The sequence below is a fragment of the Luteolibacter sp. LG18 genome, from assembly GCF_036322585.1.
GTDB lineage: Bacteria > Verrucomicrobiota > Verrucomicrobiia > Verrucomicrobiales > Akkermansiaceae > Luteolibacter.
This window is the reverse complement of record NZ_AP024600.1, coordinates 4,432,751-4,448,035: the sequence shown is the minus strand read 5'-3', so window position 1 is coordinate 4,448,035 and position 15,285 is coordinate 4,432,751. Positions and strand designations below refer to the sequence as shown.

Below are 15,285 nucleotides of genomic sequence, written 5' to 3'. Positions count from 1 at the left end.
TCATTCCCTTTCTCACCCAGGGTGGCCTGTCTCGCGGCGGGTCACCCTTTTTCGTGTCAGGATCCGAAGCCCGCGCCGGTGAGAAGAGCGGCCCATCCGGCGCGGTCGATCCGGTCCAGGGACCCGGCGTGGATCAGTCCCGCACGCGGTTCGTCCAGCGGTTCTCCGACCTTGATCACCCGCAGCCCGGCGGCGAGCGCGGCATTCACGCCGTGGCCGGTGTCCTCGATGGCGAGACAATGGCGGGGCTCGATCCCGAGGCGTCGGCACGCGAGTTCATAGATGTCGGGCGCGGGCTTGCCCTGGACCACCTCGTCCCCCGAGCTGATCGAGCGGAACCATGGCGCGAGCCCGGATGATTGCAGGCAGAGATCGATGTCGACCCGGTCGCTGCCGCTGGCGATGGCAAGCGGTAGCCCGGCTTCGGACAGAACCTCCAGCGCCTCCCGGATGCCCGGCAGCGCCCGCAGGGCCTTCGGCGTGGCCAGGGATTTCCATGCGGCATGCCAATCGGCCCGGAAGCGTTCGATGGAAAACCCGGGTCCGAAGCGAACCGCGAACCGTTCCTCGATCGCGGCGTTGGTGGTGCCCGCGTGGTGTTGGAAATACTCGTCCTTTTCCAGGACTCCGCCCTGGGAGGCCACACCTCTACGATAGGCCTCGTAGTAAAGCGGCTCGGTGTCGAACAGCGTGCCATCCATGTCGAACACCACCGCCTGGATCCCCACACCGCCCCGGTTTCCATCGCTCTTTTCCAGCGACTCGCGGAACTCGGTGGGCCGCTGTCCGGTTTCGGAGAGGAAAAAGCGGCTCAGTTCGTGGGCGGAGACGAAGTTCATGTCGCGGGCGATGGTGGCCAGGCTGAGGTCGGTGTGGGCCAGTAGGTGGCGCAGGTGCTGGAGGCGCACCCGCTGGATTTCCTGCTTCGGTCCATGGCCCAGCAGCGTGGAGAAGCGGGCCTTGATCGTGGTCATGGAGAGCGGGCTGCGTTCGGCCAGTTCGGATACCCGCAGCGGGTCGTGCGGCGCGGTCAGCCGGATGTGGCGCACCAGCTCGCGGATTTCCGGATCGGCGATGGCGAGGGTATCGCTGGACTCGCGCGCGATGACGTTGCCTACCGGGATTTCGGTGCGCCCGGTCAGCCCGGTTTCGCCATTCATCTGCCGCCACAGCAGCTCCGCCGCGCGCTTGCCGACCTCGCGGCCGGGATAGGCAATGCTGCTCAGGGCCGGGTAGGTGGCGTAGCAGCACACCGCGTCATCGCCGAAACCCACCACCGCCAGATCGCCCGGCACCCGTCGACCCAGCCGGTCCGCCGCCCGTAGCGCGACCGCCCCGAGCGGATCATCCGCCACGAAGAGTCCGCACGGTGAAGGCAGCGTGTCGAGGAACGCCATCACCTCCGTCTCGATCTCCCGCCAGGTCTGCGCCTTCCACAACGGCCGCCCCTTGAGATAGTGCACCACCGGCTCGCGGCCGTATTCAGCCAGCTTCGCGCGGAAGCCACCAAGCCGTTCGCGGGAATAGCGCCGGTGACCGGGAGCGAACTGTTCCTCGCGGTAATACGTTTCGCCCCGCGCCAGGAACGCGAAGCGCGGCACCGAGCACTCGATCAAATGCTCCGCCGCGCGCGCGCCGATCATCGCATTGTCCGTCACCACCCGCGGGAATCCCAGATCCGGGCCCTCGGTGCTGGTGAGCACCACCGCCTGGCCGCGTTGACGGAACACCGCCAGCTCCTCCTCCGTGGCGCGGAACAGGATCAGGCCGTCACCGTGCCAATCCTGATCGAGCTTCACCGCCTCCATCTCGCCGTAGAGATCGTTTTCCGTGGCCAGCCGCCACAGCTCGTGCTCGCGCATGAAGTCCACGATCCCCGCGAGGATCTGTGGCGCGTAGGACGACCACACCGGATGGCGGAAGCCGACGCTGCGGCGTACGTGGTGGGAGGGATTCATCGGACAAAGCCGGATCATGCCCCGTCGGTGCCCCGGGATGAATCCGAAAACGCGTCGCGACGTTATTGACACCCGAACCGGCGGTTTTGCCCGTTTCGTCGCCGGTTCCCGTTGGTTGCCAAAGCCCCAATCTAACAAAAAACATAGCCCCATCTAACATTTCACCTTTTCGAACCACTCTCCGCCATGTCATGCTAAATGCAATGGCAGCGATTTCGGGCGCACAGGACCAGGACCTCCACAAGCGGGCGAAGCAAGCCACCGCCGATGGCGACGTCGACCACGCGAGGGTGCTCTATCAGGCGGCGCTCGCGGCCAACCCGAACGACCCCGCGTTGCTCTCCGACTTCGCCACCCTGCTGTGGGCCACCTACGATTTCACCGCCGCGGGCCGCTTGCACGAACGTCTCGCCGGTTTGCCGATGGACGACCCGGCGCCGTTGCTGCTGGCCGCACAATCCGAATTCTCGATCGGCCACTTCGACCGCGCCGCGCGTTTGCTTGATGCCGCGCTCGTGAAACACCCGGACAATGCCAACCTCCTCGGCATGCTCGCGAGCGTCCACGAACGCGCCCACCACGGCGCGGAGGCCCGTGACATCGCCCTGCGTGCCCTGGAGTTGGATCCCACCCATGCCCAAGCCGCGCGCCTGATCGCCCACCTCGACATGGACGCCGGGGATCTCGATGCCGCGCGCATCCGCCTCGTCACCCAGCTCCAGCAACATCCCGGCCCGGAGGACTGGCGGTTGCGCTACGAACTCGCCACCATCTTCGACCGCATGGGCGAGCCCGAGGCGGCGATGCGGGAGCTTAGCAAGGCGAAGACCGGCCTGTATCCGCGGTCGCTGCCCGTCCTCCATCAATCGAAGCGTATCCGCCGCCGCCAATGGGAACTCACCTGCCGCATTACCCGCGAGGACTGGATGCGCTGGCGCGGCAGCCTGCCTGAAGACGCACGTCGTCATCCGGTGGCACTGATGGGTGGTTTCCCGCGCAGTGGGGCGACGGTGGTGGAGCACATCCTGACCCAGCATCCGCGCTGCCTCGGCACGGACGAGTCCGGCATCCTGTTCTCCCAGTTCACCCGGCCGATGGTCCACCAGCCCGCGACCATGGACGATGCCTTCGCGAATCTGGACAACCTTTCCCCCGCCCTGCTGGTGGCGGACCGCGAGCGCTACATCCGCTGCACCGAAGCCCTGCTCGGCGAATCGTTGCAAGGCCGTGTCTTGCTCGACCGCGAGCCCTTCCACACCGCGGACCTGCCGTTGCCGCTGCGCCTGTTCCCGGAGTCCCGCGTGCTGATGCCGCTGCGTGATCCGCGCGATGCGGTGATGTCCTACTACACCACGCTGGTGCCGATGGCCCCGGACAGCGCGGCCGCGATCGATCTCGGTGAAACCTGCCGCTTTTACGCGGACACGATGCGCCACTGGCTGCATCTCGAGGAAATCCTGCCGCATCCGACCCACCGGGTGCGCTATGAGGACCTCATCGCGGAACCGGAGCAGACCGTGCGCGGCCTCACCACCTTCCTCGGTCTGGACTGGTCGCCGGACTTGATCGCCGGGCAGGAGTTCAACTCCGGCTCGATCGGCCGGTGGAAGCGTTATGAACCGTGGCTCGCCCGCCACATGCACCACCTCGAGCCGTTCATCGAGGCGTTCGGTTACGAGATGTAGCGGTAGGGTCGCACCGCCGGGGCGACCGGGTCGAAAGGCCCCGTCCGCTGCCCGTGGCTCGGCCCATCCCTTTGTCTTTTTGGGACGGCACATCATCCGCGAACGCCCTCCACTGCCCGGTCATCTCGGCGAGATGACCCTACCTCCCCCCTGCGGAAATTGCCCTGCCTTCCGGCGGTTTCGCCCCCTCCGCAGGATGAACGGACTGGCGCATCCTGCCAGGGATGAAATCCGTCTCATTGCCCTGCCTGCTCCGCTGCCTCGCGTTCATCGCCTGGCTGATCCCCGGTTGGTCCCATGCCGTCACCTTCGGCGTGAACAAGACCACCTACGCCTCCAGTGACAACATCACCGCCACCTGGACCCGCGTGGCCGGGGACACCCAGGCGGCAAAGGATTGGATCGGCATCTACACCCCGAGCCAGGTACCCAGCGGTAGCAGCCCGTCGCAGCGGTGGTTTTACCTCAACAACACCAAGACCGCCCCCGGCGCGGCGGTGCAGAACGGCAGCATCACCTTCACCAATCCCGGCCTCGCCGCGGGCAACTACGTCGCGCGCTTCTTCTCGAACGACACCTACACCGAGCTCGCGCCCTCCGTGGCCTTCACGGTGCTGCCCGCGCCGCCGACCTTCAGCCTGAACAAGGCCAGCTACAACACCGGCGAGAACATCGTCGCCACCTTCGGCCGCGCCACCGGAAACACGCTCACGGTGAAGGACTGGATCGGCATTTACCGCTCGAACCAGACCGTCGGCACCGATTACTCGCTGATCTGGAACTATCTCAACGGCAGCCACACCGCGCCCGCCACGGCGGTGCAGAACGGCACCGTCACCTTCACCTCGCCCACCTTGCCCGCGGGTTCCTACGTCGCCCACTTCATGGCGAACGATGGCTACACCGACCTCGCCGCCGCCGTGCCCTTCACCATCGTCGCGAGCGGCGGCCCCGCCGTGCCGCAGTGGGTGGTGAATGGATTCCCGCTGCGCTACGCCCTCACCGGCACCGCCTACACCGGCTGTGTGCGCGGTTACGCGAAGGATGCGGATGCAAACGACACGCTGGCGTTCACGAAGGTCTCCGGCCCGGCGTGGCTGACGGTCGCCGCGAACGGCACGCTCGGTGGAACCCCGGGCGCCGGTGACACGGGCGTGAACACCTTCACGGTGAAAGCCACCGACCTCCAGGGCAACAACGCCAGCGCCACCTGCACGGTGGAGGTCTTCGCTCCCGGCTCCGCGCATGTAGACCGCCTGAAGGTGCTTTCCTACAACCTCTTCCATGGCTGGGGCAAGGTGACCAATGGCGTCCGCAAGGGCATCGACAGCATCCTGCTCTCCGGTGCGGATGTGGTGTGCACCGTGGAAAGCACGGACAATGTCACTGGTTCGAACCAATTCCAACCGCAGGCCGTGGCCGCCGAAATCGGCTGGTATTACACCCGCATTCCCGGCGGCGGCGATGTCGGCGTGCTCAGCCGTTATCCGATCAGTGACACCTATTCCGCCTCGGTGGCGGTGGGCGCGCGTGTCACCCTCTGTGCCAATCCACTCCAGGAGGTGATCGTTTACTCGGCGCATCTCGACTACCTCCACTACGGTCCCTATGAGGCGGCCCGAGCGGGATCGACCAACGAAAGCACGCTGGCCGAGGAGACCGCCTCGAACCGCGATGAGCAGGCGACCGCGTTGATGGCCGCGATGCAAGCCCAGCTCGATGCCGCCGATCAAACACCGGTGCTGGTGTGCGGCGATTTCAACTGCCCGTCCCACCAGGACTGGACGCCCGCCGCAGCCTCGCTGCACTCCGGCAAGACGGTCGCGTGGCCCGCCACCGTCACGCTCACCAGCGCCGGGCTCGTGGACACCTACCGCCAGCTCCACCCCGATCCGGTGGCGATGCCCGGCAACACCTGGGCCCCGATCTACACCGGCGATGAGCCCCAGGACCGCATCGACTTCGTGTTCGCGAAGGGCAACCGCCTCACCGCGTTGACCTCCGCCGTTTACCACACCGCCGTGGAAAACACCTTCAACAACTACAACAGCGACATCACCGCGATCGCGGGCAACACCTGGCCGTCCGACCACGCGGCGGTGCTCACCGAGTTCAGCGTGAAGGCCGTGGATGCCAATGCCAACGGCCTGCCCGATCACTGGGAGAACCAGCGCTTCGGCGGCAGTGCCCCGCAGGGCGCGACCGGTGATGACGATGGCAACGGCATCAGCAACTTCCTCGACTACGCCTCCGGCATGCCGGCGGGCTTCGGCGATGGTTCCCGACTCTGCCGCACGACCACCGAAGTCGATGGCCTGCACGTCAGCTACCTCCGCCGCAAGGGCGGTACCGGTGGCGGTTGCGATTACCGCGCCGGTGGCCTGCGTTACCGGGTGCTGCGTTCGGAGGATCTCTCCTCCTGGTTCCCCGCCGCCGATTGGTGCAGCGATGCCGCCGTCACCAGCGCGGGTGCGGAGAGCGAGGAGATGTCCGTGAAGGTCACCCCGCCCTCCAGTTCGCCCGTGCAGTTCTTCCGCCTCGCCGTCACGCCGGAGTGACCGCCCCGTCCAGTGACACTCGGTGACGATCCGTGCCTCCGCGCGGACGAAAATGCCCGCTTGTCCGGCGGATTCCCCCATCCGGTTTCGCCGTTCGTTTCTCCAAGTTCCCACCGCCCATGAATCGCGCCCAATTCCTCCGTCTGTCCGCCCTCGGCACCCTCGGTCTCGCCACGCGGGGCTTCGCATTGCCCGCCGGCTACACCGGCATTCCTGCCGGCATCCGCCCGTATCTCCAGGTCCCCCGCCCCGATTCCATCTGGGTCTCGTGGTTCAGCGACAATGCCCCCGCCGGTCTGATCGAATGGGGCACCTCACCGGAAACGCTGGTCAATTCCATCGCCGCGGATCTCGACATCCTCGGCACCGGCTACAACTACCACGCGGGCCGTATCACCGGGTTGTCGCCGAACAGCTATTACTACTACCGCGTCAGCAACGGCGCGACCGTTTCCGAGGTCTTCCGCTTCCGCACCCCGCCGCCGGTGGGCACGAAGACCGGCCGCATGCGCGTGTTGGTAATGGGTGACAACCAGATCATCGCCGAAAACCGCTACGAGAAACTGATCGCCTGCGCGAAGGCGAAGATCGAGTCGACCTACAACAAGCCGATCGAGGAAGTCGTCGACTTCATCCTGATGCCGGGCGACCAGGTGGACGTCGGCACGCTCGACCACTACCGGAACCTGCACTTCAAGCAGTGCGGGCTGATCTCGCCGAACATCCCGATCATGACCACCATCGGGAACCACGAGACCTACTACGACACCGGCATGAACCTCTACAGCCGGATCTTCCGCTACGAGGACATCAACTACGGCGGAGTCACCAGCCCGGGCGGCGAGAAATACTACTCCTACCAGCTCGCGAACATCGCCTTCATCCACACCAGCAGCGAACACACCGGCACGGAGCAGAAGGGCTGGGTGCGCTCGCTGGTGGACACGCTCAAGACCGACACCACCGCCGACCTCTGCATCAGCGTCTGCCACCGCCCCTACCAGGCCGAGCAATACGTGGGCGACATCTCCGGATGGTTCCGCACCGACATCATGCCGATGCTGGCGGAGACCGAGAAACACGTGCTGAACATCGGCGCGCACCACCACCTCTACGCCCGCGGCCAGACCCGCGAGTGGCCGGTTTACCACATCATCTCCGGCGGCACCGCCTGGGACCAGTACTGGGGCCAATCGACCGAGAGTGATTTCGACGACGTCCAGAAGACCATCGCCCACTGGGCCTGGCAGCTTATGGATTTCGATCTGGCCGCCCGCCGCATGGATGTGACCTGCTACGCCGAGGCGAACGTGAAGCTGCCCGCCGCCACCCGCTGGGACTACAACAGCCGCGTCATCGATTCCTTCCACCGCCAGCTCGGCCTGGCCTTGCCGTCGCAGCCCTCGCTCACCAACACCTTCGCGGGCACCGTCACGCTGCCGCTTTCCCTGCAAAGCACGGCCTTCGCCACCAGCACCGCGGAGACGCTGAACAGCACCTGGTTCCAGGTCGCCACCGATGCCGCTTTCACCAGTCTGAAAGTCGACAAGATCCGCGACTTCGAGAACATGTATGGCGACACCGGCGCGCCGCTCTACGAGCCGGTGAACATCAACGCGGGCCTCAATCTCCTCCAGTTCCCGATCGCCGCGAACTCGCTGCCGAATGGCTCCTACTACACCCGCGTGCGCCACCGCGACAGCAACGCCGCGTGGTCGGCCTGGTCGGCGGCAAAGACCTTCGAGGTCACCGGCAGCGTGGTGGCGGATCCGAAGCTCACGCTCGCGAAGAAGGTCTATCCCTTCGCCGAGGATTTCTCCGTGGTGTATGAGAACGGTCCGGGCAACGCGAAGGATTGGGTGGGCATCTACAAGAAAGGCCAGACCGCCGGCTCATCCACGCCATCCACGACCTGGAAGTATGTCACCGGCAAAAGCGGCACGCTGAACTTCACCACCGACCTCGCCGCGGGCCAGGAATGGTATGCCGCGTTCTTCAGCAACGACAGCTACACCGAGATCGCGCCGCGCGTTCCCTTCTACGTCGGCAGCACGCCGGTGCTCACCACCGACAAGGCCGCCTACGCCCAAGGCGAGACGGTGAACGTCAGCTTCACCAACGCGCCCGGCAGCACCAAGGACTGGATCGGCATCTACAAGGTCGGCCAGACGCCCGGCACCAGCGGGGTGCTCTCCACCGCCTACCAATACACGCCCGCGGCCTCCGGCACGAAGGCCTTCGCGAACCTGGCGAAGGGCTACTACTACGCGGTCTATCTGGTGAACGACGGCTATTTCGAAATCAGCCAGCGCGTGGCCTTCTCCGTGGGCAGCCAGATCTCCGGCGTCTCGATGGCCTCGAACCAGGTGCCCGCCGGACAGGACTTCACCGTGAACTTCACCAACGGTCCCGGCATCCCGAAGGACTACCTCGGCATCTTCAAACAGGGCCAGACACCCGGCGTGGACGTGCTCACCGCCTACCTCTACTTCGACGGCAAGACCAACGGCAGCGCCACCTTCCACCTGCCGAACCTCTCGCCGGGGGACTACTTCGTGGCGATGTATACGAACGATTCCTACACCGAGGTGTCGAACCGCTTCAATTTCACCGTCACCGCGCCCGCGCCGCTGAAAATGGAGCAGTCCAGCATCGAGGGCAACCAGATGCGCCTGCGCTGGAGCTCCCAGCCCGGCAAGAACTACACCGTCCAGCGCAGCCACGACATGAACACCTGGGTGCCGGTGCGCACCGTCGTGCCCTCCGGAGCCTCGCACGAGGAGTTCGTGGACTTCGATCGCTCGGTGAATCCGAACTGCTTCTTCCGCATCCTGCTGCAGGAGTGACATGTAGCCGGAAGCTCCGCTTTCGGATTGTCGCCGCCAGCTCCGTTGGCGGCGGCTGGTTAGGCCAAACGACCGCCACCCCCGAAGAGGGAAAGCTGGAGCTTCCCCCTACATTCTGAAAGCCGGAGCTTTCAGCTACATTCCCCCCGCGGCTTCCACCTCAGGAAATACACCATCGCGATGGCCATCAGCGGCACTCCGCCGATCGCCATCGCGGTGCTGAAGCCTTGGAAGAACCCGAGCCACGTTTCCTTCGGCGCGAAGAAATCGCGGTAGAGCTGCACCACCACCGAGCCGGTGTAGCCGAGCGCGTCCGCCACGTAGATCGCGAACACCGCCGTGCCCTGGAACCGGGTCGCGGCAATGGTGCGGTCGAACAACACGCTGCCGAAGGGCACGTAGGCCAGATACGCGCCGAGGCCGGTGGCGATCATCCACATTTCCCCGCCGAGCCGTCCCTGCGCGTAAAGCCACGTCGAGCCGCCGAGCAGCACCAGGCCTCCGATCATCAGCCCGTAAACCCAGCGCAGCGCGGCGCGGTTGTCCTTCACCAGGAAGATCAACGCCAGCGCCGCCATCACGCCGAAGGCCACCGGCCGCTCGGTGCGCGAGAACGCCGCCGGATCATGGATGCCCATCTCGGCGAACAGGTCGCTCTGGTAGTTGTCCCGGAAATCGCGGTAGGCGGTGAGGAAGAGATACACGAGGCACAGCAGCACCAGCCCCGGCAGAAAGCGCTTCAGGAACGCGTGCCGCCCCTCGTGATCGAGCTGCCCACGTGCCGACCGTTCCAGGATGTCCTCCTGACCCGGTGGCCGCAGCAGGCCGAGCATCCACACCGCCACGAACAGGAGCGGCACGAACAGCCCGCCAGTCACGAAGGGCATCCAGAATTCCGTCACGCCGTGCGCCATCAACCACTGGCCCACGCGCTTCACCTCGCCGCTGGCAAGGATGTAGGAGCAGGAGAGCGCAGCCAGCAGCAGCTCGGACACCTTCCGCCCCTCCAGTTGCCGCACAATCAATCCCCACACCGTTCCCAGCGGGATGCCGTTCAGGAAGATCGCCACGATTTTCAGCGGCAGCGGCAGCACCGCGAACCCCAGCAGCGCCAGCCACGCGAGCCCGATCATCCCGAGCGTCGCCCGCCCGAGCTGGTCGCGGCGGATCTCCGAGCAGAACTTCATGCCCCAGAACTTCGCCACGCCGTAGCCGATGAGCTGGGCGATCACGAACACCGTTTTCGGAGTGAGGTGCGGGCTCAGCCAGCTCCAGCCAAACTCCACATCCGCGTAACCCGCCGCGCTGAACGGGCGACGAAAGGCGTAGGTGCAGAAATACGCGGTGAAGGCCGCCAAGGCGGCATGGACGGCCAGCCAGAACGCCGAGTCATCGAGCTTCCGCTGCCATCGCGCCACCAGTCCGTCCTTGCCCACGCCATCCATTACCCCGCCTAACGTCCGGCGGGCAAGAATCCTGTCGTGCAACCGGCCATTGACCGCGGCCCGCTCCGGGATACTCTCCCGCGCACCCGCACCATGGCTGGCTTCTTCAAATCCCTCTTCAACAAGATCACCAATCGCGCCGAAATCGATTGGGATGAACTCGAGGCCGATCTGATCGGCGCGGACCTGGGCGTGCGTCCGGCTGGCGCGATCATCGACGAGCTGAAGGATCTCGGCCGCAAGATTTCCGCCGAGGATGTCGTCGAAACCGCCCGCCGGCACCTTTCGGCGAAACTTCCCGCCGATGCCCCGGCCCTTGCGCCGCGTCCGGATGGCAAGCCGTTCGTGATCCTCGTCGTGGGCGTCAATGGCACCGGCAAGACCACCTCCACCGCGAAGCTCGGAAACTGGCTGAAGAAAAAGGGCCACCCGGTGGTGCTCGCCGCCGCCGATACCTTCCGCGCCGCCGCCGTCGAGCAGCTCCAGCGCTGGGGCGACCGCCTCGGCCTGCCGGTGGTGAAGGGCGCGCCGAACGCCGATCCCTCCTCGGTATGCTACAACGCCCACCAGAAGGCGATTTCCGATGGCGCGCACTTCCTGCTCTGCGACACCGCGGGCCGCATCCACACGCGCCACAACCTGATGGAGGAGCTGACGAAAATCCGCCGCACCATCGCCAAGCAGGACGAAACCGCGCCGCACCTCACGTTGCTCGTGGTCGACGCCACCACCGGCTCGAACGCGCTCCAGCAGGCGAAGGAATTCCACAAGGCCAGCCCGCTCGATGGACTGGTGGTCACCAAGCTCGACGGCTCCGGCAAGGGCGGCATCGCCGTAACCATCCACGACCAGCTCGGCATCCCGCCGCGCTTCATCGGCACCGGCGAAGAGCCCGACGCCTTCTCGGTGTTCGAGAAGGACAAGTTCGTGCAGGAGATTTTGTGAGGTGAGGTAGGGTCATCTCGCCGAGATGACCGGGCGGAAGACGTCATTCACAGAAACGTCTCCGCCCCAACAGGAACGGATCGGATCTAAACTCCAAGCGGGCCGCGCACCCCGGTCGCCCCGGCGGTGCGACCCTACCTTTTCGATCAGCCATTCCAGCGCCAGTTCATCACCACCTCGATGTCCGGGTGGATCGAATGGTGCACCGGGCAGCCGCGGGCGGCGCTTTCCAGCACCTTGCGCTCCGGATGATCGGCGGAAAGCGGCACGTCGATATCGAGTTCGATCTTGGAGATCCGTCGCGGCTGGTCTTCCGACATGTGCTTGCGGGCCACCACCTTCATCCCCTCCACCGGGATCTCCTTCCGGCGTGCCACGATGCCGATCACGGTGGCCATGCAGGCACCCAGAGCGGTGGCGACGAGGTCGGTCGGCGAGAAGGCCTCGCCGCGGCCGTTGTTGTCCACCGGCGCGTCGGTGGCGATGCGGTTGCCGGAGGGCACATGGAGCGCGTTGCAGTGCAGGTCTCCTTCGTAATCGATGCGGATTTCAACCATTGTCGGGATCGGTCGTGGATTCCTCGTCGTTCTCCGTCTTCATCGGGATTTTGGCAAGCACCACCCGGAATCCGTAAATATCATCCGCGATCGTGGGCGGCACCGCGTTGCGGTAGCCGGTGTAGAGATTGCTCGGTTGGAAGCTGCTCCACGAGCCCCCGCGCAGCACGCCGTAGTGGGTATGCGGCGGCACGACCGGCTTGAGATCGTCCGATACCCACTCGTAAACGTTTCCGCACAGATCGAAGATGTCGTATTGCTTGTCCCCGGCGTAAACGTGGGACGGCGGGAACGACCCCACCGGAGCGGTGCGCTCGAAGCCATCCTTGTAACCGGGGATCACCCGGTCCGGCTGCATGCCACGCCCTCCTGCAGCGGAAACATCGGCGAGGTTCGCGAAGCCATCCGGCGGCGGCCAGTTCGGCCCCCATGGGAAAACGTGCGCGGCGTGGACATCCCGCCATTCCGGCGTATGGTTGGCCAGCTCGTTCAGCCCCGCGATCTGGCTCCATTCCAGGTCGGTCGGCAGCCGGTATTCGTGGGAGTAGGTGATGCGCTCCTCCTTCCGTTCCTTCTTGGTGAGCCACACGCAGAAATCCTTCGCGGCCTCACGGCTCACCCCCGCGATCGGGTGGTTCTTGGCGTCCTTGTCCTTGTTGTTCCGCTGGTTCCGCTTCAGCTCCGGCTTGTATTCCTCGTAGTCCGCGATCCGCGTCTCCCAGATCGACACCATCAGCTCGCGCTCCGCGCCGACCGGCACGAACTGCATGCCCAGGCTGTTCTTCCATGGCCGGTCGAGGCGCACGCCCTTGTTCTCCTCCATCACCAGATTGAAGGTCAGGCTGCCATTTTCCTCCATCACCGGCTCCTGTGTCCACGGCTTGTAGCCTTCCAACGCCACGTTCAGGGAGAATTTGCCCGGCTTGACCCTCGAATACTCCAGCGGAACGGTGGTGTCGCCGATCGGCTTGTTGTTCAGCAGTACATAGGCTCCAGAGGGATTGGTGGTGATCACGATCCGTCCGTAGGGGATCAATCGCACGAGGACGTGGAACGGCCTCAGCCCCGCCGCCTTCGCCTGCTCGCTGCCCGCGACATCGGCCGGGTCGTTGAAGTTCTCCTCGGGGCGCACCTGCATCTCATGCTGGTCGGTGAGGCGCCCGCCTTGGATGGCATCGCTGCGGAGCCAGTCGCAATACGAGTCCGAGCTCTTCTGGTCGGCCAGCACCACCTTCACCGGCTGGCCGTTCTCGGAGGCCGTCAGGATCTTGAAGACCAAGTTCGGCTGGTTCGACTTGCTGGTAAACTCCTTCCAGTTCTTCTCGCTGACAAAACCGGTCGAAAGGTGACCCTCGCCCACCGGCAGGAAATTCTCGTTCCGGTTCTTCCACGTCTGGCCGATCTCCGGCGGGGTGAAACTCTGCATCTCGCCACCGAGCCGCAACGGTTCGTTCACCGCCGATGCCGGCACCGTCTCCCTCAGCTTGAGGCTGGTGTAGTGGTCCTTCACCACCGTGTACTCCACCTCCGTGCCCACCGGCTCGGACTGGTTCAGCGGCGTCACGCCGAGCCGCTGCCCGCCGATGCCGATCACGTCCGCGCCCTCCGGATAGCTGACGATCCGGATCTGGCCCATGCGCACCGGCACGGGCTCCGGGGGAACGTCGGGCGGTGCGTCGGCCACCAGTTGCTGGACCCACGGCGTGTCTTTGAATGCCTCCCAGCCGCCAAGCACCACGAAGGAGCCCAGGATCAGCGAGGTTACCCACGCCCCCATCCCGGACCGGCGGCGGCGCTTGCCACGCTGGAGCCGCCGCAGGGCGTCCGCCAACTCCGAGGCACTACTGATCTTTCGTCGCGAAAGGTGGGGATCGCAGGTGTCACAGATGATCTTGTTGAGATCGAGCCAGCGCTTCCGCTCCTCCGTCGGTGGCAACTCGTCCGGCAGCTCCGGGAAATCGAGGCGGTCCTTTCCGGTGGCGATCTCGTAGAGCACCTTGCCCAGGCTGTAGACATCCGCCTGCGCCGAACCCGGGCCCTCCGGCGGCACGAAGCCCTCCGTGCCCACGAACGTCCGCTGGTCGCGCGTGGCCACCAGGCCGATGTCCGCGAGCTTCGCCTTGCCGTTGACGAAAATGACGTTCGCCGGCTTCACGTCGCGGTGCGCCAGCCCGCGCTCGTGCAGGTGGTCCAGTGCCTCGGCGAGACGCAGGCCCACGTCGATGCACAGGTTCGTCTCCATCCGCACCCCGGCGGCCTGTTTGGTGTCCGCGCGCAGCGTGCGCGGCTCGTATTCCACCGGGTTGATGTCGGAGCCGGAGCGGACATCGTCGCCCAGCTCCATCACGTAGTAATAAAACGAGGTGCCGTCCGGACTGCGGCCCACGTGCAGGATGTTCACCAGCCCCGGGTGGTCGCGGGAAATCGGCTCGAACTTGAGGATGCCCTCGAACTCGCGCTCGAAACCGCGAGCGTCCTCGAAGTCTTCCCGCCACACGATCTTCACCGCGCGCAACGCCCCGGTCACCCCGCGGGCCAGCCAAACCTCACCGTACGCTCCGCCACCGATTTTCCGCAGGACCTCATGGTCGGGAATGATCGGATCGGGACGTGTTTTACTCGGCATCTTCTTCCAGACGGGACAGCTCCTTTTTCAATACAGAACCCACCCGGTGCTTGGCGAGATAGACTTGCGCCATGCTCACATTCAGGTGGTCCTGCACCTTCTTCGCGTCCCATTGCTTCACCACGTAATAGTGGAAGATCTGGTACTGCTTTGGCGAAACCTGGGCCTTCACCCGCGCCAACGCCGCGTCCGCGACGTTTTTCTTCCACTCCACGTCCCACAGGCGCGCCAGCAGGTCGCCCTTCGGGTCCTCGAAACGATCGATCACCGCGGTCTTGCGGTCGTCCTCCCAATCCCCGCCGCTCATCGCCGTGTCCTTCTTGCGCTTGCGGAACTGGTCGTTGATGCGCCAGCGGGTCATGTTCATGAGCCAGGTCTTGAACGAGCCCTGCTCGGGATCGTAGAGGTTCCGTTTGCTCTGCTTCGCGATGGAAAGGATCGTTTCCTGGACGCAGTCGGAGGCCTCGTCCGCCCGCAGGCCGGACTTGATCGCCACCGCGTAAATGAGCCGCCAGTAGGTCTGGTAAAACTCGTCCCAGGTCTTCTGGTCCTCCCAGTTGTCCAGGCGGGCGATCAGGCTCTTCCGCGTCTTGGCGTACGCCTGCGCGAGCATTTCGTCGCGCTGCTTGTCATCGTCGTCGTCGGACATCCGGCCTCCAATAACA

At 65.3% G+C, this 15,285-nt stretch carries 9 protein-coding genes; 4 read left to right on the top strand and 5 right to left on the bottom strand.

The window, feature by feature from the left end; translation table 11 throughout:
* Positions 1 to 56: 56 nt before the first annotated feature.
* A complete protein-coding gene (locus llg_RS17510; RefSeq protein WP_338286087.1) occupies positions 57 to 1,958 on the bottom strand; it encodes an HAD-IA family hydrolase in 1,902 nt (633 codons plus the stop codon).
* 203 nt (positions 1,959 to 2,161) lie between these two features.
* On the opposite strand from llg_RS17510, the gene llg_RS17505 reads away from it, so the two are divergent.
* The 3 genes from llg_RS17505 (at position 2,162) to llg_RS17495 (ending at position 9,047) form a co-directional block, all read left to right on the top strand.
* Positions 2,162 to 3,643: a sulfotransferase gene (locus tag llg_RS17505; RefSeq protein ID WP_338286086.1), complete on the top strand. Its 1,482-nt coding sequence runs from the start codon at positions 2,162 to 2,164 to the stop codon at positions 3,641 to 3,643.
* A gap of 224 nt (positions 3,644 to 3,867) precedes the next feature.
* Positions 3,868 to 6,201 carry an endonuclease/exonuclease/phosphatase family protein gene (locus llg_RS17500; RefSeq protein WP_338286085.1) on the top strand — a complete coding sequence of 778 codons (2,334 nt, stop codon included), beginning with the start codon at positions 3,868 to 3,870 and terminating at the stop codon, positions 6,199 to 6,201.
* A 119-nt stretch (positions 6,202 to 6,320) separates the two neighbouring features.
* Entirely contained in the window at positions 6,321 to 9,047 is a 2,727-nt protein-coding gene (locus llg_RS17495) for a fibronectin type III domain-containing protein (protein ID WP_338286083.1), read from the top strand.
* A 131-nt stretch (positions 9,048 to 9,178) separates the two neighbouring features.
* On the opposite strand, the gene llg_RS17490 is transcribed toward llg_RS17495, so the two are convergent.
* Positions 9,179 to 10,483, bottom strand: a complete 1,305-nt coding sequence (locus llg_RS17490; RefSeq protein WP_338286081.1) for a DUF5690 family protein — start codon at positions 10,481 to 10,483, stop codon at positions 9,179 to 9,181.
* Between the two features lie 45 nt (positions 10,484 to 10,528).
* Between llg_RS17490 and ftsY the strand changes: the two genes are divergently transcribed.
* Complete coding sequence (gene ftsY / locus llg_RS17485; RefSeq protein ID WP_338286080.1) at positions 10,529 to 11,437, top strand: signal recognition particle-docking protein FtsY; 909 nt, start codon at positions 10,529 to 10,531, stop codon at positions 11,435 to 11,437.
* A gap of 146 nt (positions 11,438 to 11,583) precedes the next feature.
* Here the strand turns inward: ftsY and llg_RS17480 are convergent, their stop codons facing one another.
* From llg_RS17480 to llg_RS17470, 3 genes are read right to left on the bottom strand one after another with little or no spacing between them, the layout of a single operon-like run.
* Complete coding sequence (locus llg_RS17480; RefSeq protein WP_338286079.1) at positions 11,584 to 11,994, bottom strand: OsmC family protein; 411 nt, start codon at positions 11,992 to 11,994, stop codon at positions 11,584 to 11,586.
* Positions 11,987 to 14,620 carry an SUMF1/EgtB/PvdO family nonheme iron enzyme gene (locus llg_RS17475; protein WP_338286078.1) on the bottom strand — a complete coding sequence of 878 codons (2,634 nt, stop codon included), beginning with the start codon at positions 14,618 to 14,620 and terminating at the stop codon, positions 11,987 to 11,989. Before llg_RS17475 ends, llg_RS17480 begins: the two co-directional genes overlap by 8 nt.
* Positions 14,610 to 15,269, bottom strand: a complete 660-nt coding sequence (locus llg_RS17470; protein ID WP_338286077.1) for a sigma-70 family RNA polymerase sigma factor — start codon at positions 15,267 to 15,269, stop codon at positions 14,610 to 14,612. The genes llg_RS17475 and llg_RS17470 overlap by 11 nt, the downstream gene beginning before the upstream one ends.
* Between the last annotated feature and the right edge of the window lie 16 nt (positions 15,270 to 15,285).